General features: G+C 66.8%; 19 protein-coding genes. 10 read left to right on the top strand and 9 right to left on the bottom strand.

Annotated features, from left to right (window positions below; translation table 11 throughout):
• Window positions 1-6: 6 nt before the first annotated feature.
• Both folP and R5W23_RS12040 read right to left on the bottom strand, forming a co-directional pair.
• Entirely contained in the window at window positions 7-855 is an 849-nt protein-coding gene (gene folP / locus R5W23_RS12045; RefSeq protein WP_320686528.1) for a dihydropteroate synthase, read from the bottom strand.
• A gap of 63 nt (window positions 856-918) precedes the next feature.
• Window positions 919-1,494, bottom strand: coding sequence for a glutathione peroxidase (locus R5W23_RS12040; RefSeq protein ID WP_407936120.1), 576 nt, complete (start codon window positions 1,492-1,494; stop codon window positions 919-921).
• Window positions 1,495-1,603: 109 nt separating this feature from the next.
• Between R5W23_RS12040 and R5W23_RS12035 the strand changes: the two genes are divergently transcribed.
• The 3 genes from R5W23_RS12035 (at window position 1,604) to R5W23_RS12025 (ending at window position 3,252) form a co-directional block, all read left to right on the top strand.
• The gene (locus R5W23_RS12035) at window positions 1,604-1,834 is read left to right on the top strand and encodes a hypothetical protein (protein ID WP_261184970.1); all 231 of its coding nucleotides are present in this window, start codon (window positions 1,604-1,606) and stop codon (window positions 1,832-1,834) included.
• Window positions 1,835-1,988: 154 nt separating this feature from the next.
• Window positions 1,989-3,056 carry a hypothetical protein gene (locus R5W23_RS12030; protein ID WP_320686527.1) on the top strand — a complete coding sequence of 356 codons (1,068 nt, stop codon included), beginning with the start codon at window positions 1,989-1,991 and terminating at the stop codon, window positions 3,054-3,056.
• Window positions 3,057-3,087: 31 nt separating this feature from the next.
• Window positions 3,088-3,252, top strand: a complete 165-nt coding sequence (locus tag R5W23_RS12025) for a hypothetical protein (RefSeq protein WP_320686526.1) — start codon at window positions 3,088-3,090, stop codon at window positions 3,250-3,252.
• 139 nt (window positions 3,253-3,391) lie between these two features.
• Here R5W23_RS12025 and R5W23_RS12020 read toward each other — a convergent pair whose 3' ends face one another.
• Window positions 3,392-5,206 carry an outer membrane protein assembly factor BamB family protein gene (locus R5W23_RS12020; protein ID WP_320686525.1) on the bottom strand — a complete coding sequence of 605 codons (1,815 nt, stop codon included), beginning with the start codon at window positions 5,204-5,206 and terminating at the stop codon, window positions 3,392-3,394.
• Between the two features lie 384 nt (window positions 5,207-5,590).
• On the opposite strand from R5W23_RS12020, the gene R5W23_RS12015 reads away from it, so the two are divergent.
• From R5W23_RS12015 to R5W23_RS12005, 3 genes are all read left to right on the top strand, one after another.
• Complete coding sequence (locus tag R5W23_RS12015) at window positions 5,591-8,119, top strand: ATP-dependent Clp protease ATP-binding subunit (protein ID WP_261184965.1); 2,529 nt, start codon at window positions 5,591-5,593, stop codon at window positions 8,117-8,119.
• A gap of 155 nt (window positions 8,120-8,274) precedes the next feature.
• Entirely contained in the window at window positions 8,275-8,967 is a 693-nt protein-coding gene (locus R5W23_RS12010) for a Uma2 family endonuclease (RefSeq protein WP_320686524.1), read from the top strand.
• 108 nt (window positions 8,968-9,075) lie between these two features.
• Window positions 9,076-9,207: a hypothetical protein gene (locus tag R5W23_RS12005; protein WP_261184962.1), complete on the top strand. Its 132-nt coding sequence runs from the start codon at window positions 9,076-9,078 to the stop codon at window positions 9,205-9,207.
• 21 nt (window positions 9,208-9,228) lie between these two features.
• Here R5W23_RS12005 and R5W23_RS12000 read toward each other — a convergent pair whose 3' ends face one another.
• Genes R5W23_RS12000 through dprA form a run of 3 tightly spaced genes read right to left on the bottom strand, consistent with a single transcriptional unit; the run spans window position 9,229 to window position 12,216 of the window.
• Complete coding sequence (locus R5W23_RS12000) at window positions 9,229-10,812, bottom strand: DUF6798 domain-containing protein (protein WP_320686523.1); 1,584 nt, start codon at window positions 10,810-10,812, stop codon at window positions 9,229-9,231.
• Window positions 10,779-11,003: a hypothetical protein gene (locus R5W23_RS11995; RefSeq protein WP_320686522.1), complete on the bottom strand. Its 225-nt coding sequence runs from the start codon at window positions 11,001-11,003 to the stop codon at window positions 10,779-10,781. Before R5W23_RS11995 ends, R5W23_RS12000 begins: the two co-directional genes overlap by 34 nt.
• 22 nt (window positions 11,004-11,025) lie before the next feature.
• Window positions 11,026-12,216 (bottom strand): DNA-processing protein DprA, encoded by a 1,191-nt coding sequence (dprA, locus tag R5W23_RS11990; protein ID WP_320686521.1) that lies wholly within the window; start codon window positions 12,214-12,216, stop codon window positions 11,026-11,028.
• Between the two features lie 174 nt (window positions 12,217-12,390).
• On the opposite strand from dprA, the gene R5W23_RS11985 reads away from it, so the two are divergent.
• From R5W23_RS11985 to serA, 4 genes are all read left to right on the top strand, one after another.
• Window positions 12,391-13,371 (top strand): ribose-phosphate diphosphokinase, encoded by a 981-nt coding sequence (locus R5W23_RS11985; protein ID WP_261190535.1) that lies wholly within the window; start codon window positions 12,391-12,393, stop codon window positions 13,369-13,371.
• Window positions 13,372-13,523: 152 nt separating this feature from the next.
• Window positions 13,524-14,123 (top strand): MJ0042-type zinc finger domain-containing protein, encoded by a 600-nt coding sequence (locus R5W23_RS11980; protein ID WP_320686520.1) that lies wholly within the window; start codon window positions 13,524-13,526, stop codon window positions 14,121-14,123.
• Between the two features lie 132 nt (window positions 14,124-14,255).
• Window positions 14,256-14,780, top strand: coding sequence for a DUF4190 domain-containing protein (locus R5W23_RS11975; protein ID WP_320686519.1), 525 nt, complete (start codon window positions 14,256-14,258; stop codon window positions 14,778-14,780).
• A 282-nt stretch (window positions 14,781-15,062) separates the two neighbouring features.
• Window positions 15,063-16,682 (top strand): phosphoglycerate dehydrogenase, encoded by a 1,620-nt coding sequence (gene serA / locus R5W23_RS11970; protein ID WP_320686518.1) that lies wholly within the window; start codon window positions 15,063-15,065, stop codon window positions 16,680-16,682.
• 134 nt (window positions 16,683-16,816) lie between these two features.
• On the opposite strand, the gene glgA is transcribed toward serA, so the two are convergent.
• The 3 genes from glgA to R5W23_RS11955 form a co-directional block, all read right to left on the bottom strand.
• Window positions 16,817-18,322 carry a glycogen synthase GlgA gene (glgA, locus tag R5W23_RS11965; protein WP_320686517.1) on the bottom strand — a complete coding sequence of 502 codons (1,506 nt, stop codon included), beginning with the start codon at window positions 18,320-18,322 and terminating at the stop codon, window positions 16,817-16,819.
• A 233-nt stretch (window positions 18,323-18,555) separates the two neighbouring features.
• Window positions 18,556-19,248, bottom strand: a complete 693-nt coding sequence (rpiA, locus tag R5W23_RS11960) for a ribose-5-phosphate isomerase RpiA (protein ID WP_320686516.1) — start codon at window positions 19,246-19,248, stop codon at window positions 18,556-18,558.
• Between the two features lie 79 nt (window positions 19,249-19,327).
• Entirely contained in the window at window positions 19,328-19,918 is a 591-nt protein-coding gene (locus tag R5W23_RS11955; protein WP_320686515.1) for a Uma2 family endonuclease, read from the bottom strand.
• Between the last annotated feature and the right edge of the window lie 8 nt (window positions 19,919-19,926).

The raw sequence follows: 19,926 nt of genomic DNA, 5'->3' as shown, positions 1-19,926 counted from the left end.
ATCGCCTCAGCGCGTGTGTTGGTCGATGGCGTCGAGCAGGACGGCGGCGTCGCGGGCGCCCCTCACGTCGTGGACGCGGAGGACGTGGGCGGCGCCGCGGGCCGCCGCGAAACACCCGACGGCCAGTGAACCGGGGTCGCGTTCGGTTAACTCGCGCCCGCAGAGCTTTCCGATGAACCCTTTGCGGGACACCCCCAGACACACCGGACGACGGAGGGCCGCGACCGTGTTCAGGTTCGCAAGCAGGGTGAGGTTGTGCTCCAGCGCCTTCCCGAACCCGATACCGGGGTCGAGGCACACCCTTTCTGGAGGGATACCGGATTCGCCCAGCACCCGCAACCTCTCTTGCAAGTAGTCGGCGACCTCTGCGACGACGTCGCGGTACTGCGGGTTGTGCTGCATTGTGGCCGGCTCGCCCCGCATGTGCATCACAACCACGCCGGCGCGGAACTCGCGCGCGACCGTAACCATCGCCGGATCGCGGAACCCCGCAACGTCGTTGACGATCGCCGCTCCGGCCCCCAGGCTCGCGCGTGCGACCTCGGCCTTCATCGTGTCCACGGAGAGCGGCACGTCCGCCCGCTGCGCCAGCTCCGCGACGACGGGCACCACCCGCTGCAACTCGTCCGCGAGAGACACGGGCGCCGCCCCCGGGCGTGTGGATTCGCCGCCGATGTCGAGGATGTCGGCGCCGTCACGGACCAGTTGTAAGGCGTGCGCAACGGCCGCAGACGGGTCGAAGAACCGCCCGCCGTCGGAGAAGCTGTCCGGGGTGACGTTGACGATCCCCATCACCAGCGGGCGCCGCCCGAAGTGAATGACGCGATCCCGGAGGTGCCACACGAGAGGAGACATTACAGAAGAGTTGTATCCGCGGGCGGCCCCGGTGGGCCGGGGCCGCCCGCGGACCGGTCCGACTTACTTGACCTTCTTGGCGAGTTCGGCCTCGATCGCCTTCGTGACCTCGGGGGCGTCCGGCTTGGTCTGCGGCTTGAAGCGCGCGACCACGTGGCCGTCGCGGCCGACCAGGAACTTCTCGAAGTTCCAGCTCACCTGCTCGACCTTGCCGTCTTTGTTCGGGGTGGCCTCGACGAGGGTCTTGTACAGCGGCACCTGCTTGTCGCCCTTCACCACCACCTTCGACAGCATCGGGAACGTGACCTTGTACTTGGTGTTGCAGAACTTCTTGATTTCGGCGTCGGTGCCCGGCTCCTGGGAGCCGAACTCGTTGGCCGGCACGCCGATCAGCACGAGCCCGTCCTTCTCGTACTTCTCGTACAGGCTCTGGAGGGCGGTGTACTGCGGGGTGAGGCCGCACTCGCTGGCGACGTTCACGAACAGCACCACCTTACCTTTGTACTTCGACAGCTCGATGTCCTTGCCGTCGATGTCCTTCAGGGTGTAGTCGAGCGGGCTCACCTTTTTGTCCTCCGCGTGACCGACGAGTGCGAACCCGGCAACGGCGGCGACGGCCGCGACGAACAGCGCCTTCATGCGAAACCTCGGGTGTGGGGCGAAGCGGGCGGTGCCTAGTGTAGACGGCGCGGCCGCCCGGTGCTATTCACGGCCGCGGAATCCGTTCGGCTCAACGCGGGGGCGCGGGATGAACCATCGGTTGAAACGGGGCGTGGTCGCGGTGGCGCTGGTCGCGTGCGCGCCCGGTTGCAGCAACGCCCCGGTGGCGGGGTTCCTCGACAACTGCTTCCCGAGCAAGGTGCGGGCGGACGGGGCGCCGAACCCGGGGCCGTCGGTGCAGCCGGGCGGGGACGGCGGACTGCCCAAAACCAAGGACGACGACAAGCTCCCCCCGCCGGACTTCGGCCCGAAGCCGTGAGGTGCCGTGTTCGGTTCTGCGGGGAGCGGTCGTGGCGTTCGCGGCGCTACGCCCTCGAACTTCATTTTGGGGCGGGGTATCTCGTTTGGGCGAGCTATCTCGACCGGTATCCGCCCGATTCGGTGTGCTGAGCCTCCGGCACGAGGATCACCCGATGATCGCCCGACAGTTTCTGGTCGATCACCTCGAAGGGATCGCCTATTACGGTAGTTTGGTCGCGGCCGTTCCGGGCGCCGCGGCCCTTGGCCTTGTGCTGTTCAGGTGGTCATGGCTCAGCAAGCGGTATCGTGAGTACTGGGCCAAATGTGCGGTCGCCAGTTTCCGAGCGGTTGCGGCGCTCTCGGCGGTCGTTTCCAAGTTCGCCCTACCGACCCCCGGAGCGGCGGCTTGGGAGCAACCGTGGGTTTCGACCGTCGTTATTGCCGGGCTCGGTTACTTGTTTTGGGAACTCGTTGGCGCCCTCGGCGACCATAAGGCCAAACTGGCAAAAGAGAAGATCGCAGCCGATTACCAAACAGAAATCTGCGACTTGCGCCAGGACCGCGATGAGGCAGAATATCAAGGAATACGCCTCGGTTGGTTACTGGCGCAGTTGCGCAACCTCACCAACGATAAGCGGCAACGGATACGACGGGTGGTGCAGCAGACCGCGGGGGCACGGCCCTCGGTTCAGCACGCGCGGGCCGGACTCGACCCCGAAGGCCAGATTCAGTTTCTTTTCGAATGCCTCGCGTTACTGTTCCGAATGCACGCCATTCATGAGGACAGTAGTCGGCACAACCAGAACTTCCGGGTCGGGCTTTTTGCCGAGCGGGATGGCCGGTTGGTGCCGCTTGCCGCCTTCGACTTGGTGTCCCGCAGCCACAACCCGTTTTCCTCCTACACCCAATACGCCGACCGCTATCGCATCGATAACGGTACCGATCCCGCTCACGCCGTCCGGTGTGTGCGTGAAGGCCGAACCCTCATCGTGCCGGACTGTGCAAGTGAGCCCGGCTTTTATTTCCACGAGCGACAGCCAAGTTACCTGCGGTCGATGATCGCGCACCCGCTGGAAGGCTTTTGCCCAGACGGCTTCAACCCGGCTCTCGCTGCTCTTCTCGTGGACACGGACGCGGTCAATTTTTTCCAAGAAAATGACCGAGAAATGCTTGAACTGCTCCTCCGCGAGTTTGCGGCGCGGATCAACCTCGAGTATGCTATTCGTGGGTTGACGGGTTAACCCGTCGACCCGCGGCAAAAGGGAGGCTGCGATGAGCGAACCCAAACCGGAACAAAACAAAGAGCAGGCGGTGGCTCTTACGACGGAACGATTGCGAGTGGTTCTCCACGAGGCGCGGAAGGACGAGGCCAAGCTCAGACAGATTTTGGAGATGCAGCGGCTGAAGCGGCGGCAGCGGACCGTGGGCACGAAGTAAGCATGTCCTCCTGTTGGAAACGCTCGACGCCCCGGCCTTCTGCGACCGGGGCGTCGAGCGTTTCCGGTGAACCCGGCCTTGAGTGTGAGATCGGGGCCGGTGTCGAACGCACGGCCCGTTGGTCTCGCGGGTGCAATGCTTACCGCCGGAGCGCGCGGGACGGGCGCATGTTGTCCTTCGGCGAGTAGTCCCACACGATGTCGCCGCTCGTGTCCACCTCGATCACCTTCCCGGGCTGCCCCTGCAATGTGGCCAGGTAGGTGATGAGCGTGTGGCCGTTCGGCAGCCGCTGCGCGCACGTGGCGTTGTTCAGGTCGTACTTCCACACCTCTTTGCCGGTCTTCAGGTCGTACTCGGCCACGCGGTTGTACTCGCACACCAGAACCCGGTCGTCGCCGGCCGGGTTCATGCCCTGCTGCTGCTGGGCCCGGGCCAGTGACAGCGGCTTGCCCACCTCTTTGCCGTCTTTACCGGCGAGGCGGAACAGGTTCGTCTGGTTGTTCGCGCCGGTCCACATCGTCACGAACGCGATGTCGCCGTTCGGCAGCCGGCACCCGCCCATGATGTCGTGCTGGCCGCGGGTGAACTGCCACACCTGCTTGCCGTCCTTGTCGCGCACGAGGATCTGGTTGCGGCACACGTACACCACCCCGCCGTCGGGCAGCGGCTCGACGGCGAGCGGTTGGGTGATGTTGGTGGTCTTCACGATGCGGCTCGTGGAGTCGCGCTCCGTCACGCGGTTCATGTTCAGTTCCGCGATCAGGTAGTTGCCGTTCGGCAGCTTCTTCACGTCGGTCGGGAAGCTGAGCTGGTTCACGCCCATCGCGCCCAGGCGGGCCTTCTCCTTTTCGTCCGGGCCGAGCGTGACCACCCGGTAGCGCCCGAAGCTGCCGTCGTACTCGATCACGTCCGTGAACCCGGTGATGCGCGGGTTGAACTCGAACCCCGCCAGGTCGAACGCGCCGGCCCGCTGCTTCCACCACCCGGCCCACGCGTCCCGGGCCTTCGCCAGCGACTCCTGGGACTTGCCGAACTTGGCGTCCGGCCGGGTGTCCCCGGCGGCGAGCAGCAGGAACTCCTCCAACTGCCAGATGCGGCCGCGGGACAGTTGGGGGATCAGGCCGATCAGGTCCGGGACGAACTCCTTTTCGCGGGTGGTGAGCAGCAGCGCCCAGAGCCCGCGGAACTTGGCGTCGGTGTCGGGCTCCTTGCGCACGGCGGCCTTCACCAGCGGGAACGCCTCCTTGATGCGGATGCGTTCGGCGGCGGGGCCGCCCTCGGTCAGGGCGACGTAGGCGGCGGACCGCCGCACCACGAGCTTGTCGTCGAGCGCCTTGAGCAGGGCCGGCTCGGGCGCGCCGGCGCCGGTGACCGCCAGCGCGATCAGGGCGGCGCGGATGTCCTCCGCCACTTCGTCCGTGTCCGCCATCGGGAGGAACCCCAGCATCACCTCCGCGGCGGCCTTCGGCTTGAGCTTGGCCAGCGTGCGGACCGCGGCCGAGGCCACCGCCGAGTGGGGCACCTTTTCCATCCGCTTGAGCGCGAGCCGGGCGCGGTACGCGACCTCCGGGTCGGGGCTCTGCACGGCGGCCTTGAGCGGACCGATGGCCGCGGAGCCGAACTTCTCCACCTCGTCCGTGGCCCGGACGCGCGCCTCGAACTCGTCGGTGCCGAAGCGGGCGATCACCTCGCCGATTTTGCTCTGGTCGTCGTCCGAAAGCGTGCGGGCCTTGAGGTAGGCGAGCAGCGCGTCGGCGTCGGTCGCGGTGAGGCCCGCGGCCTTCAGCGCCGCGTCGTCGCTGAGCTGCGCGCCGGCGGGCGTGGTCGGACCCGCGCCGGGCCGCGCGGGGAGGCGCTTGACCGGGAGCACCGGTGCGTCCTGCCCGGCGATCGGAACGAGCGGCGGCGTGGCGAGCAGCAGCGCGGCGGCGAACGGCATCCCGTAACGGCGCATTGAGGCGGTCTCCGAAGGATCAGGCGCCCTTGTAATTTACGCGAACGGTCCCGGCGCGGGAAAGCATATTTCGGGGGCCGGGCGCGCCCGCGCCGGCGGGCGGGGCGCCGGGACGGCGGGTCGGTAAGACTTTCGTGCCTGCCTTGATTCGCCGCGCGCGCCGGCCTAGAATTCCGCAGATTGCCACCCATCCGCCCGGCTCACACCGGGGCCGTCCGGCCGCCGCGGGACGCTCTCCTTCCACCCGCCCGACCCTCACCGGAACCGCGGACGTCTAACGCCTGGCCCCGGTTGGTGCCGCGACACGGACGGCATATGATGGGGTGGAGCCGCCGCGGGACGGCCGTAGCACAGATTCATCCCCAGTCGCGGGAGACGGCGTCGATGTACGAACGATTCACGGATCGTGCCCGGAAAGTGATGCAGCTCGCCAACCAGGAGGCGCAGCGCTTCAACCACGAGTACATCGGGACCGAGCACATCCTGCTCGGCCTCGTCAAAGAGGGCTCCGGGGTCGCGGCCAACGTGCTCAAGAACCTGGACATCGACCTGCGCAAGATCCGGCTGGAGGTCGAGAAGATCGTCCAGCACGGGCCGGGCGGCGAGCAGGTGGTGATGGGGCGGCTGCCGCACACCCCCCGGGCCAAGAAGGTGATCGAGTACTCGATCGAAGAGGCCCGGAACCTGAACCACAACTACGTCGGAACCGAACACCTCCTCCTGGGCCTCTTACGAGAGCAGGAGGGCGTCGCGGCCCAGGTCCTGATGAACCTGGGCCTCAAGCTCGAAGACGTCCGCGAAGAAGTTCTGAACCTGTTGGGCCATAACATGCCGAACGAATCCGAAGGCAGCAGCGGGCGCGAGGGCGGCGATCGTGGCTCGTCGGAGCGCGCCGGCCGCAACAAGTCCAAGACGCCGGCGCTCGACAGCTTCGGCCGCGACCTGACCGAACTCGCCCGCCAGGGCAAGCTCGACCCCGTCATCGGCCGGCAGGCCGAGATCGAGCGGGTGATCCAGATCCTGAGCCGCCGCCAGAAGAACAACCCCGTTCTCCTGGGCGAGGCCGGGGTCGGCAAGACCGCCATCGTGGAAGGGCTCGCGCAACTGGTCGTGGACCAGAACGTGCCCGAGCTGCTCCGCGACAAGCGGATCGTGGTGCTCGACCTCGCGATGATGGTGGCGGGCACGAAGTACCGCGGCCAGTTCGAGGAGCGCATCAAGGCGGTGATGAACGAGGTGCGGCGGGCGAAGAACACGATGCTGTTCATCGACGAGCTGCACACGCTCGTCGGCGCCGGCGGGGCCGAAGGCGCCATCGACGCCAGCAACGTGCTGAAGCCGGCGCTGGCCCGCGGCGAGATCCAGTGCATCGGGGCCACCACCCTCGACGAGTACCGCAAGTACATCGAGAAGGACGCGGCCCTCGCGCGGCGGTTCCAGGCCATCATCGTCAACCCGCCGTCGATGGCGGAAACGGTCGAGATCCTCAAGGGGCTCCGCGACCGGTACGAGGCGCACCACCGGGTGCAGATCACCGACGGCGCGCTGAAGCACGCGGTCGAGCTGAGCGAGCGGTACATCACCGGGCACTGCCTGCCGGACAAGGCCATCGACGTGATCGACGAGGCCGGCGCCCGCGTCCGCCTGAAGGGCATGACCCGGCCGCCGGACCTCAAGGAGCTGGACGAGAAGATCGAGAAGCTGAACCAGGAGAAAGAAGCCGCGGTCATGGACCAGGACTTCGAGCGGGCCGCCAGCCTGCGCGACCAGTCCGAGAAACTGCGCAAGGAGAAGGAGACCCAGCACAAGCAGTGGCGCGAGAAGGCCAAGGAGACCGACGGCGTCGTGGACGAGGAGGTCATCGCCGAGGTCGTGTCGAAGATGACCGGCGTGCCGCTCCGTAAGGTGGGTGAGGACGAGACCCGCCGGCTGCTGAACATGGAGGCCGAGCTGCACAACAACGTCATCAGCCAGAACGAGGCGATCCACGCCATCGCGAAGGCGGTGCGGAAGAGCCGCTCTGGCATGAAGGACCCGAAGCGCCCGATCGGCAGCTTCATCTTCGCCGGCCCGACCGGCGTCGGCAAGACGCTGCTCGCGAAGCAGCTCGCGAAGTTCATGTTCGGCGGCGAGGAGAACCTCGTGCAGCTCGACATGTCCGAGTACATGGAGAAGCACAACGTGTCCCGGCTGGTGGGCGCGCCCCCGGGCTACATCGGGTACGAGGAGGGCGGCCAGCTCACCGAGAAGATCCGCCGCAAGCCGTACTCGGTGGTGCTGCTCGACGAGATCGAGAAGGCGCACCCGGACGTGTGGAACATGCTGCTCCAGATCATGGAGGAGGGGCGCCTGACCGACAACGTGGGCCGGGTGGTGGACTTCAAGAACACCATCCTGATCCTGACCACGAACATCGGGGCCGAGGTCATCATCGACCAGAACGTGATGGGGTCCGGGTTCACGAAGCACCTCCAGCGCGACACCGAGGTGAGCTACCTGGAGATGCAGAAGAAGCTGAAGGGGCGCATGGAGAAGGAGTTCAAGCCGGAGTTCCTGAACCGGCTGGACGACATCATCGTGTTCCGCAAGCTGACCAACGAGGACCTGAAGCAGATCGTGAACATGGAGCTGTCGAAGGTTGCGAAGCGGCTGTCCGAGAAGGGCATCACGCTGAGCGTCACCGAAGAGGCCAAGGACTACCTGATCGAGAAGGGGTCCAGCACCGAGTACGGCGCCCGCCCGCTGCGCCGCGCGATCGAGCAGTACCTCGAAGACATGCTGGCCGAGGAGCTGCTGAAGGGCACCTTCCACGGGACCGACGTGCTGACGGTGAAGATCGTCGAGGAGAACGGCGAGAAGAAGCTGGGCTTCGAGACCGGCGCCGCGGCGCCGGTGGCCGCGGCCCAGTCGTGACCGCCGTTTGAAAGTAGTCGCAGCAGGCCCGGCGTCGTGAGACGCCGGGCCTGCTGCATTTCAAGAGGTTTGCTGCGAGGGTGGCGCCGCCCGCGACGAGCGATTCCCGGCCCCGGTGCTTGCGGCGGGTCGTTCGCGTCTGTTATTGGTAAGTCATGTCAGCAATCACAACAACGCCACCGGCGGCGGTCGAATACCCCGATTCGGACGGTCAGCCCATCGCCGAAAACACGCTCCAGTTCGAGTGGATCGTGACGCTGAAGGGGAACATTGACCTGTTGTTTCGTGATCGCGACGACGTGTTCGTCGCGGGCGATCACCTGATCTACCCGGTCGAGGGCGACAACACGACACGTCAGGCGCCGGACGTGTACGTCGCGTTCGGGCGCCCGAAAGGGCACCGCGGCAGTTACCGCGTGTGGGACGAGGGGGGCGTCTTCCCGCAGGTGGTGTTCGAGGTGCTGTCGCCGGGGAACCGGGCGGGCGAAATGAACCGCAAACGGGCGTTCTACCGCAAGTACGGGGTCGAAGAGTACTACACCATCGACCCCGACGACCACACCGCCGAGGGCGTCCTGCGCGACGGGGACACGTTCCGCGAAGTGCCCGACATGAACGGGTTCGTCAGCCCGCTGCTGGGCATCCGGTTCGAGGTTGTTGGCGGACGGATCAGGGTGCTTCACCCGGACGGGCGCCCGTTCCTGTCGTTCGTTGAACTCGGCGAACGGGAACGCGAGACCGCGGAACGGGCGAGGAATGCCGAGCGGCGCGCCGAGGCCGCACGCCAGAAGGCCGAGCGGCTTGCGGCGCGGCTACGGGAACTGGGCGTCGATCCCGATGCGGTGTGAGGGCACGTCATGTACGAGCGGTTCACGGACCGGGCGCGGAAGGTGATGCGTATGAGGACGCGCAGCTCCTGAACCACAACTACGTGGGCACCGAACACCCGCGACCGCGTGCGTCACCTGAACGAGCAGAATGAGGTGTTCATCGCGGCCCCGGACTTCACCCTGGCGGCCCGGTGTCGGGCCGAAGCCGCCGCACTCGAACTGCTGCTCAAGTGGTACGAGCGACGTGAGACGCAGTAGACGCCCGGCGCGCCCGAACGCTCACCGCACCTCGTACACGATGTAAATGTCGTCGGCGTACACCTCGTCGAGGTAGTGGGCCTCGAACGGCCGCGACCGCGGTGCCACGACGTGCGTGATGCCCCGCGCCCGCAGCGCGACCTCATCCGACGAGAGGTTGTGCTGGGTACGCGAATAAAAGTCGGCCGCGAACGTCATCCGGTTGTGCCACTCTTGCACTTCGGGGGCCGCATAGGGCACCGACTTGAAATCGACGTACACGCAGGCCCCGGTCGCGAGCCGGAACCGTTGCAAATCGACCGGGATTTGGTTCGTCCCTTCCTTCGCGCGAGGGGGAGGGGCGAACGTGTTGGACACCGCCCCGCGCCCGCTCCCGACCTTCGGGAAGGCGGTCGGGATGAGGTACACGTCTTCGGGCTTGGCCGTTCGGCGAACGAACTCGTACACGCCGCTCTCGTCGACCGTGCGGTAGCCCAGTCCGAGCGCGGCGACCGCGCCGCCCCCCGCGACCAGTGCCCCCAGCAGGGCCAACACGACCCGTTGCGTCCGCCGCGTTTCCGAGAGGCGGGACGCTGCCTTCGAGCACACGACCGCGGTCGCGATCGGGACGAGCAGCACCGAGATCCGCCAGGGGAACGCGAGCGCCAGCGCGTCGCTTCGGGTCACGAGCTGCACGCCGGTCAGGAGCACGCCACCCAACGCCGCGATCGCCAGCGCCCGGGCGAACGGAACCCGGCGCGCGAGCACCAGCCCGAACGCGATCCAGGCGAGCTGGAGCCCGGCAACGAGGTCGAACCACCGCGCCGGCACGCAGTGGTGCGGGATGCGCACGTTCGCGAGGGTGCTTAGCGCCTCTTTGGACGCCGAATCGAGTGGGTCGAATTGTCTGAAGGTGAACAGGAGCACCGGTGCGACGACCGCCAGTGCCCCGGCGCCGGCCTGCACCGCGATTCGTGCCCGCGTGGGCGCCAGCGCCCCCACGAACCCCGCGACCAGAAGTCCCGAGGGGAGAAGATATGTCGAGTGGAACCAGCACGCGGCAGCAGCCACCGCGCACGCGAGCCGCGGTTGACCGTGTGCGAACAGTGCCAACGCCCAGACCAGCAGCACCCCGAACGCCGACGGTTGGAGGCCCGGCCCCAGGAGGTACTGCGCCGCAAGGCCCGACTGGAGGTACCAGGGGTAATCGGTTCCCACGGCCTGGACCGAGAGCCACCTCAGAATCCCGGCGTGCGCGGCGGTGAAAAGGACCGCGAAGCCCACCCGTGCGAGCCAGGTGTCCGGGAACCACGGGAGCATAACGACGAGCCACCGCACGACAAGAAAGTAGCTCATGAGCAGTGCGAAATACACCGGCTGGATGAGCCACGGCTGTGTCGCAAACGCACCCGACACGAGCCGCGAAAAGAGCGGCGTGGGGTCCGCCGTGTTCGCGAGCCAGTCGCCCGCCAGGTGCCCGTGCTCCGCAAGCGCGGCGGCGTGCAGGAGGTACTGGTTCTGATTTGAGTAGTACAGCGGAGACTGCGTATGCGCGACCGCAAACGCCAGCGCGAGCAGCACCGCTTCCACCGTCAACAGGCGTGGGCCGAGGGTCGGTTCGGACATGCGGTCTTTTTACGAACCTTGTCCCGCCAGTCGGTGATCTCGTCCTCTTCGATCCCGCAGAAGCGTGGCTCGGAAATCGAGACCACGTGAACCGCCGCGTCAGCGGGCAGGCTCTCGAACCTGTGCAGCAAAGTCCCGTCCGCGTGAGCGGGGACTGCTGCAAAGAGAGTCGCAAACAGGGTTGCGAGCATGGTGTTCCTTCCTTTTCCTGCTTCACCGCCGCTCGTAGAAGTTGCCGGGTAACCGGCGGACCACCTTCTTCAGCTCCAGTTGCATCAGCACGCGCGCCAGTTCGCCGACCGCCACCCCCAGCTCGCGCGCCAGTTCGTCGGCGTGTCGCTTGTCGGCCAGCGCGTCGAACACGCGCTGCTGGGCCGCGTCGAGGGTCGGTGCCGACGGGCGGTAGGCGCCCTCACGCGAGTCCTGACCGCTTCCTGCGCCTGCCTGAGGTGGGGGTTGCTGAGGGCTCCGCGCCCGCGTTTCGTGGGCCTCACGCCCCACGCTTACCGCGCGCGCAGAGTAGTCGGCCGCCGCAATGCCCTTCAGGTCTTCGATGATGTCGTCGGCGTTGCGCACGAGCCGGGCGCCTTTGCGCAAGAGTTCCAGGCAGCCGGCGCTGGCCGCGCTGTCCACGTTCCCGGGCACGGCGAACGTCTCGCGGCCCTGCTCGGCGGCGTGCGTCGCGGTGATCAGCGCGCCGCTCTTCGCGTTCGCCTCGATCACCACGATTCCTCGACTCAGCCCGCTGATGATCCGGTTCCGCGCCGGGAACATGCCGGGTTGTGGCGCCACGGCCATCGGGGTTTCGGTTATCAGGCACCCGCTCCCCGCGACCTCATCCGCAAGGTCCGCGTGCTCCGGCGGGTAGACGGAGGCGAGGCCGCCCGCGAGGACCGCGATCGTGCGACCGCCCGCCGCCAGCGCCGCGCGGTGCGCGGCGCCGTCGATCCCGCGGGCCAGGCCCGATACGACTGTGAAGCCGGCCCGAACGAGGTCGCGTGCGATTTGCTCCGCGAGCTTCTTTCCGTAAGCGGTGCAGGAGCGCGCGCCCACGATGCCGACCGCGTTCGCGTCCGCGGCGGTCCACGCCCCCCGGGCGTACAACAGCGGGGGCGGCGCCGGGACCGCGGCGAGGGGGGCGGGGTACTCGGGCGAGCCGAGCACGACCGGACGCACCCCGTGCCGCTCCAGCAGGGCGAGTTCCGGACCGATGTTGACGGCGCGCAGCGCCGCCGCAAGGGCGGTCGCGAGCTTTTCGCCGATGTGAGGGATTTGCACGAGTTCCGCGGCGGTGGCCTGGAGGGCCGCGGCGGCCGTGCCGAACCGCTCGAGCAAGGCGGCTGTCAGTTTCGGACCGAGTCCCGGCACGAGCGCCAGCGCGAGGTGGTCGTTCACGTCCGACATGAGGGCGGGCTCGTGGGGGCGGGGCTGTTGGGGTTTTCACGATACCCGACGGCCGTTATTCCCGACACAACCGTTTTTCGCGCCCGCGCTGGCGGCCTAATAAATAGTGATACATAATGCGGTTCCCCCTGTGTCGCGTTCCCGCTCCATGCCGGGGGCGCTCAGGAGACGTCCGTGCTCGGAACGGTTAACACCAAGCTCAAGATCTTCAGCGGGCGGGCCAACCGGCCGCTGGCCGAGGGTATCGCGAAGGCGCTCGCGGTGCCGCTCGGCAACCTCACTATCGGGGACTTCCCTGATAAGGAGACCAGCGTCCGGATCGAGGAGGACGTGCGCGGCCGGGACGTGTTCATCGTGCAGCCCACCTGCACCCCGGTGAACGACCACCTGATGGAACTGCTCATCATCCTGGACGCGTTCAAGCGGGCCAGCCCGGCGCGGATCACCACCGTGCTGCCGTATTACGGGTACGCCCGCCAGGACCGCAAGGACAAGGGCCGCGTCCCCATTTCCGCGAAGCTCGTCGCGAACCTCATCACCAAGGCCGGCGCCGACCGCGTTCTGGCGCTGGACCTGCACGCCGCGCAGATCCAGGGGTTCTTCGACATCCCGGTGGACCACCTGTACGCCGTCAAGGAGATCGCCAAGTACGTTCGCTCGCTCAACATCGACCAGAGCGACCTGGTGGTCCTGAGCCCGGACGAAGGGAGCATCAAAAAGGCGCTCGATTTCCAGAGGAACGTCGGGGGCTTGATCGCGGTTGCCGACAAGCGCCGCAGCAGCGCGACCGAGATCAAACACGGGCACCTGATCGGCGCGCCGCTCGAGGGCAAGTCGGTGGTGCTGTACGACGACATGATTTCGACCGCCGGGACCATCAGCGGGGCGGTCCAGGTGGCCCGCGAGCACGGCGCCAAGCACGTGTTCGTGTGTGCCACGCACGGGGTGTTGTGCGGTCCAGCCATCGGGCGACTGAAGGGCGCCGCGATCGACCAGATCGTTATCACGGACAGCGTCCCGCTGCCGCCGGAGAAGCAACTTCCGAACATGAAGGTGATTTCGGTCGCGAACCTGATTGCCAACGCGATCGGGCGGATTCACGGCAACGAGTCCGTGAGCGAACTGTTCAAAGACGATCTGCCGGGCCGGAAATAGCGATACGGTTGTGCCCGGGGCGCCGTGCGGCCCGTCACTGCCGCCCCGCCGGTGCCCGGATTCTGCCGCCACCGCTTCGGCCGCGCCCTGCGGGGACGGGACGAAAACGATACACTGGCGAAGCGTTACCGTCACTCAAATCGCGAGTACTAATGCCCAACATTCGCGTAACGTGCCCGACGTGCGGCACCCAGCTCGAGGTCGATGCCGTACACGAGGGCACGGAGGTCGAGTGCGGGAACTGCCTCCAGGTGTTCGTGGCGACAACGAAAAAGGACCGTTCCCCGGCGCCCGGGCGCAAGACCCGAGAATCCGCCTCGCGGTCCGGTCCCCCACGGGACCGTGCTGACGAGGAGGATGACGACCGCCCGAGCCGGCGGCGCCGCCGGGGTGACGACGACGACGACGATGACGACGACTATCGCCCCCGGCGGGGTGATCAGATCCCGAGCCAGCCGGTCGCCGGAATGCTGTTGGGCGGGGGCATCTGGGCTCTTCTCATGAGCTTCATGGCGGCCCTGTCTACCACGTTCCTGTGTTGCGCTTGGCCGGGCCTCTGGTTCGCAGTGGTCTGGGGGATACTGGCCATTGTTAATGGCACGTCCATGTTCAATAAGAGGTTCGTCGATCGGCCGAAGGCGCTTTTGATAATGCAGATCATTCAGATTGTTAATCTGGATGTCGTTAATCTGGTGTTGGGGATCATCGGCCTGGCTTCCGGCGGAGCCGGCCGCGGGCGGCATGACGACTGAACGCCGCCCGCGGCCGACGCCCCGGCGGCGCTCCTTTTCGGGCGGCCGAGTCCGCACCAGACGGCGACAGGTCGGTCCTTCAAACTGCGTGCCCAGCGAGCGGCGAATCAGTCCACACACCCGCGAGTACCAATGCCTGACATTCGCGTAACGTGCCCGACGTGCAACACCCAACTCGAGGTCGACGCCGCTTACGAGGGCGAGGAGGTCGAGTGTGGGAACTGCCTCCAAGTGTTCGTGGCGACGACCAAGAAGTCTGGGGGCTCGACCTCCGGCGGTCAGATCCGGGGAGCCACCTCTCGATCACGCAGCTCCCGGGATGACGACGACGACCGCCCCCGCCGCCGCCGCCGGGACTATGATGACGATGACGACGACGACGATTATCGCCCCCGCCGCCGCTCCCAAGGTGGGAACGGGCAGGCGGTAACAGCTCTTGTGCTCGGCATTTTATCGCTCCCCCTGTGCTGTTGCCCGCTGGTCGGCATCGCGACCTCGATTGGTGCGATCACAACGGGCTCCTTGGGGATGAAAAAGGCCGAGAACAAGGGGATGGCCGTTGCCGGGTTGGTACTCGGGATCATTGGCCTCATACTCGCGATCATCAACGCTGCGGCGGGTGTCGCTATGAACCTGAACCAGAACAAGTTTCGTTAAACGCTGTTCGTTGGATCATGGCTCACACGGCGCAGCGCCGCACCCCGGCGCCCGCGCCGGGGACTGTTCGGCCAGGGCTTACACAGGCATCTCGGATCTCGAATCGCGGTCAAGTGCCCGTTCCTAAACACCACTTCGCCTTCTCTGCGTGTAGCGATAGAAGTGGCTCACTTCGTGAATCGTGACATCCACTTGCCTGCGGAATGTGGTAACCACCCTGCCGGAGGCGCACAAACCCGTAACTTAACGGAAAGAATCTCCATACTCAGTTTTGGAACAGCAATGGCGCGCGTACTCATCGCCGACAAGCTGGAGTCGTCCGGGGTCGAACTGCTTCAGGCCGCCGGGATCGAAGTGGACAACCGCCCCGGCTTAAAGGGGGATGAACTGAAGGCCGCCATTCAGGCCGCCGACGCGGTCATCTGTCGCTCGCAGCCGAAGCTCAGCGCCGAGTACTTCGACAACCCGGGCAAGATGCGCGCGGTGGCTCGCGCCGGCGTCGGCGTGGACAACATCGACGTGGCCGCGGCCACCCGCAAGGGCGTCGTGGTGATGAACACGCCCGGCGGCAACACGGTGTCCGCCGCGGAGCACACCATCGCCCTCTTGCTCGCCCTCTCGCGGCGCATCCCGGCCGCGGACGCGACGATGAAAGCCGGCGGCTGGGACCGCAACAAGTTTGTGGGCACCGAGGTCGCGGGCAAGGTGCTCGGTGTGGTCGGGCTCGGACGCATCGGCCGCGAGGTGGCGCGGCGCGCGAAGGGCCTCGACATGAAGGTGATCGCGCTCGACCAGTTCGTGACCGCCGCCAAGGTGGCCGAACTCGGGTACGAGTCGGCGGCGAGCCTGGACGAGCTGCTGCCCAGGGTCGATTACCTCACGCTGCACGTTCCCGGCGGCGCCGAAACCAAGAGCATGGTCGGTGCCCGCGAGTTGGGGCTGATGAAGAAGACCGCCCGCGTGCTGAACGTCGCCCGCGGCGGCATCATCGACGAGAAGGCGCTGGCCGACGCCCTGGCCGCCGGCACCATCGCCGGGGCCGGCGTGGACGTGTTCAGCGTGGAGCCGATCGCCGCGGACAACCCGCTCGCGAAAGCACCGAACATCGTCATCACCCCCCACCTGGGGGCCTCCACGCTCGAGGCGCAGGAGAACGTCGCGGTCGAAGCGGCGCAGCTCATCAAGGACTTCCTCCTGAGCGGCCAGGTGGCGAACGCGGTTAACATGGCGGCGGTCAACCCCGCCGAACTCGCGGAGGTGCGCCCCTATGTTGACCTCGCTCGGCGGCTCGGGCTGCTTCAGGCCCAGGTCGCCCAAGGGGCGATCCGTAAGGCGTCGCTCACGTACCGCGGCGAACTCGCGGGGCAAAAGACCAAGCTCCTGACCGCGGCGTTCACCGCCGGTATGCTCGAGTACCGGCTCAGCGAGGGGGTGAACCTCGTGAACGCCGACGTGCTCGCCCGCGACCGCGGGATCGAGATCGCGGAATCGTCGAGCCCGAAGAAGGGGGACTTCGCCGCGCTCCTGCACACCGAGGTCGAGACCGAGGCGGGTACGACGGTCGCGTCGGGCACTCTCTTCGGTGACCAGTACGTTCGGCTCGTGCAACTCGGGCCGTTCCGGATGGAGGGGTACCTCGACGGCGTGCTGCTGGTGTTCCGGCACCACGACGTGCCGGGGCTGATCGGGTTCGTGGGCACCATCTTCGGCAAGCACAAGGTGAACATCGCGCAGATGACGGTCGGCCGCACCTCGCCGGGCGGCGAAGCGATCGGCATTCTGAACCTCGACAACTGGCCGTCAGACGAGGCGGTTGCGGAGGTCAAAGCGCACCCGCAAATCAGTTCGGTGACGGTGGTGAAACTGCCGGCCGCGGGCGAACTTCCTGCGTGGCTCGGTTAAGATCGGTGCGCGGATGTGCGCAACGGCGGGCGATCTGTGCCCGTTGAATTGGCGTTCGCGAAACTCACGCTAGCAAGCCCTTCGTTCTGGCCGAAAGCTAGAACGAAGGGCTTTCGCTTCTCGCACGGCGGGCGTTAGCCGATTCCGGAGATTTTGCGGTACAGGCGCTCGTAAGCCTCGGCGCTGCGGTCCCAGCTCCAGTCCTGTACCATCGCAGTCCGAACGACTTGGCGGAAGTCGTCGGGCCGCTGGCGGTACAGGACCAACGCCCAACGCACCGTCTCGTATAGTGCGTGGGCGGTGTACTCGTTAAAGCTGAAGCCGGTCGCCCGCTGGTCGGCGAGGTTCTCTTCTGTAGCGTTCACAACCGTGTCAGCGAGGCCGCCGGTCGCCCGCACCACCGGCGGGGTGCCGTACTTCAGGCTGTACATCTGGTTCAGCCCGCACGGCTCGTACCGGCTCGGCATCAGGAACAGGTCGCTCCCGGCCTCAACCACGTGTGCCAGCGTTTCGTTGAACCCCAAGTAGATCCCCACCCGGTTCGGGTTCTTGTCGCGCAGGGCCTGGAGCTGGTCGTGGTAGATCTGATCGCCGTCACCGAGCACGACGATCTGGCAGCCGAGGTCCAGAAACCCTTGCGCGGCGCTGAGCGTGATGTCGATGCCCTTTTGCCCGACGAGCCGCGCGACCATCCCCAGAACGGGCGTGGTCGGCTCCTCGGGCAGGTTGAACCGGCGCTGGAGGTCGGCTTTACACAGCGGCTTGTTCTCGAACACGTTCTCGGGCGTGTACCGCGCCGCGATGTGCTTGTCGTGGGCCGGGTTCCAGTGCTCGTAGTCGCACCCGTTCACGATCCCGGACAGCTTCCAGTGGAGGTTCGTGAGCAGCCCTTCCAGGCCGTAACCGAACTCGCCCGTCTGGATCTCGCGGGCGTAGGTGGGGCTGACCGTGTTAACCGCGTCCGCGAACACGATCCCGGACTTGAGGAAGTTGAAGCCGTAGTGCTCGAGCTGGTTCGGGTTGTAGAGCCACCCCGGCAGGCCGGTGTAGTTCATCAGCTCGCGCGGGTACGACCCCTGGTACGCGATGTTGTGGACCGTGAACGTCGAGCGGATGCGCTGGTAGCCCGGGTTGTTGCGGTACGTCTCCGCGAGGTACGCCGGAATGAGGCCGGTTTGCCAGTCGTTTGCGTGGATCACGTCGGGGGCGAACCCGATGTGCGGCACCAACTCCATGACGGCGCGGCAGAAGAACACGAACCGCACACCGTTGTCGCCGTAATCCTGCTTCCCGCCCCAGCCCTGCTCCTGGTACAGCCCGCGCCCGGTCTTCGGGTCGTCGCGCTCGAAGTAGGGCGCGTGCTCGATCAGGAAGACCGGCACGGAGGTGTTCGGGAGGAACGAGCGGTACACGCGGCACGCGAGCACCCGGTCCCCCATCGGCACGGGGAGCACGATCCCGGTGCGCTCGATCGGGTGCCCGGAGCGCTTCACTGCGTTGTAGAACGGCATCACGACAGAAGCGGTGTTCCCGCGGCGCGCGAGTGCCGCGGGCAACGCGCCGGCGACATCGGCCAACCCGCCGGTCTTCGCGAACCCGACCACTTCGCTCGCCGCTACCAGTACCCGCAACCCGGCCACAGTGATTCTCCCGCCGGCGCCAATTCGCGACCCTAGAAACTATAGGATCGGTTGCGGGGGGCTGTGGAACAAAGAAGAATGGCCGCAATCTGTCGCGGCGGCACTGGCCAGGGGCCGATTTTTGACGGAATCGACAGGATGAGCAGAACGGGAAGGCTGGGCGGGCTTTCTTGTCTCTCTGCTCCCGCTCAGTCGGTCGATTCCGTCAAACCTCTCGCGGTTGGCACGCGAAGTTATTTCGCGCTACCGGCACGCACTTCAACGCTCCCATCGGTGCCCTGAATCATGATGGTGTGGGCCATCTTCGCGAAGATGCCCGTCCCGACGACGCCGGGGATCGCGAGGATCTGCGCGTCCGTGTCGGCGGGGGCCGTGATGGCGGTGGTGCGGCAGTCGAGGATGTAGTTCCCGTTATCGGTGACGAACGGTTTCCCGTCTTTCATCCGGAGCGCGGACGGGAAGCCCAGCGCTTCGAGACGCTTGCGGCACGGGGTCAGTGCGAACGTCACGACTTCGACGGGGAGCTTGCCGCGCTCGCCGAGCACCTTGACGACCTTTTCGCCGCCCGCGAGCACAACGAACGTGCGCGCGTAGGCCGCAACGACCTTCTCGCGCACGAGGGCGCCGCCGTAGCCCTTGATGAGGTCGCCGTTGGGGTCGACTTCGTCGGCGCCGTCCACGCACACGTCAATGTACGGCACGTCATCAAAGGTCACGAGGGGGATGCCCAGTTTGGTGGCGAGTTCGGCGGAGACTTCCGAGGTGGGCAGCCCGCGGATGCGCAGCCCGGCCTGCACTTTGGCCCCGAGCGCCTGAATGAACGCGGTCGCGGCGCGCCCCGTACCCAGACCGACTACGGTGTCGGGCTGAACGAGTTCGACCGCCTTCGCGGCGATGGCGTCGGTGTCGGGGGCGCTGGCGGACATGGGGTGTTCCTGACGGCGTGGTTGAGGGTGTCAGTCTAGACGCGCATGGGGCGTGCGGCCGTTGTGCGTCGACGAATGCCTACGGCAGCAGGTCCGCGACCCTCACGGCGACACCGGGCACCGCGAGCGGCGAAACCGTGTCGCCCGGCTTCAGGACGCTATGCGTGTAGTAGGCCGTTACACCGAGAGAGGCGCTGGGGCGCGGGGCGCGAAAGACGTGCAACTCGCGGTTGTCGACATCGAGCACCCAGTAATCCGCGATGCCGGCGGTAGCGTACAGTTCGGCCTTTTCGGTCGTGTCGGTGTCGAACGTGGTGTCCGCGACTTCGATCACGAGTGCGGCCGTCGTCGGGTGCCCCGGGTTGCCCGCGAGCGCGCCGGCGACCACGGCGATATCGGGCATCGGGTCGGTGTGCAAACTCAGCACGAGCGGGAGTTGCACACGGAACCGCCAGCCGGCGCCGAACGCCGCACGGACGACCGTGTCGGTGCGCTCGACACCGTTGCCGTGTGGTGAGTCCATCGGCCCCTGCTCCAGAATGACCCCGTTCAGCAGAACCGGCCGCCGGCCCGCGAACATGCCGAGCGAGCAGAGCCGGTGGAACTCGGGAACGGTCCAGCGGTGCGGGGGCGTGCGCCGCGGCGCGGCCGGCAACGTTGCGGTGGACATGCTGCACC

Source organism: Gemmata algarum, assembly GCF_034097035.1.
In the GTDB taxonomy this organism is placed as follows: Bacteria; Planctomycetota; Planctomycetia; order Gemmatales; family Gemmataceae; genus Gemmata; species Gemmata algarum.
Note: the sequence above shows the minus strand (reverse complement) of the source record. Positions and strands in the feature narration are given on the sequence as shown.

Bases quoted from the DNA above. Each gene is read 5' to 3' on its own strand.
- folP (WP_320686528.1), bottom strand. From the start codon at position 855: ATGTCTCCTCTCGTGTGGCACCTCCGGGATCGCGTCATTCACTTCGGG.
- R5W23_RS12040 (WP_407936120.1), bottom strand. From the start codon at position 1,494: ATGAAGGCGCTGTTCGTCGCGGCCGTCGCCGCCGTTGCCGGGTTCGCA.
- R5W23_RS12035 (WP_261184970.1), top strand. From the start codon at position 1,604: ATGAACCATCGGTTGAAACGGGGCGTGGTCGCGGTGGCGCTGGTCGCG.
- R5W23_RS12030 (WP_320686527.1), top strand. From the start codon at position 1,989: ATGATCGCCCGACAGTTTCTGGTCGATCACCTCGAAGGGATCGCCTAT.
- R5W23_RS12025 (WP_320686526.1), top strand. From the start codon at position 3,088: ATGAGCGAACCCAAACCGGAACAAAACAAAGAGCAGGCGGTGGCTCTT.
- R5W23_RS12020 (WP_320686525.1), bottom strand. From the start codon at position 5,206: ATGCGCCGTTACGGGATGCCGTTCGCCGCCGCGCTGCTGCTCGCCACG.
- R5W23_RS12015 (WP_261184965.1), top strand. From the start codon at position 5,591: ATGTACGAACGATTCACGGATCGTGCCCGGAAAGTGATGCAGCTCGCC.
- R5W23_RS12010 (WP_320686524.1), top strand. From the start codon at position 8,275: ATGTCAGCAATCACAACAACGCCACCGGCGGCGGTCGAATACCCCGAT.
- R5W23_RS12000 (WP_320686523.1), bottom strand. From the start codon at position 10,812: ATGTCCGAACCGACCCTCGGCCCACGCCTGTTGACGGTGGAAGCGGTG.
- R5W23_RS11995 (WP_320686522.1), bottom strand. From the start codon at position 11,003: ATGCTCGCAACCCTGTTTGCGACTCTCTTTGCAGCAGTCCCCGCTCAC.
- dprA (WP_320686521.1), bottom strand. From the start codon at position 12,216: ATGTCGGACGTGAACGACCACCTCGCGCTGGCGCTCGTGCCGGGACTC.
- R5W23_RS11980 (WP_320686520.1), top strand. From the start codon at position 13,524: ATGCCCAACATTCGCGTAACGTGCCCGACGTGCGGCACCCAGCTCGAG.
- R5W23_RS11975 (WP_320686519.1), top strand. From the start codon at position 14,256: ATGCCTGACATTCGCGTAACGTGCCCGACGTGCAACACCCAACTCGAG.
- serA (WP_320686518.1), top strand. From the start codon at position 15,063: ATGGCGCGCGTACTCATCGCCGACAAGCTGGAGTCGTCCGGGGTCGAA.
- rpiA (WP_320686516.1), bottom strand. From the start codon at position 19,248: ATGTCCGCCAGCGCCCCCGACACCGACGCCATCGCCGCGAAGGCGGTC.
- R5W23_RS11955 (WP_320686515.1), bottom strand. From the start codon at position 19,918: ATGTCCACCGCAACGTTGCCGGCCGCGCCGCGGCGCACGCCCCCGCAC.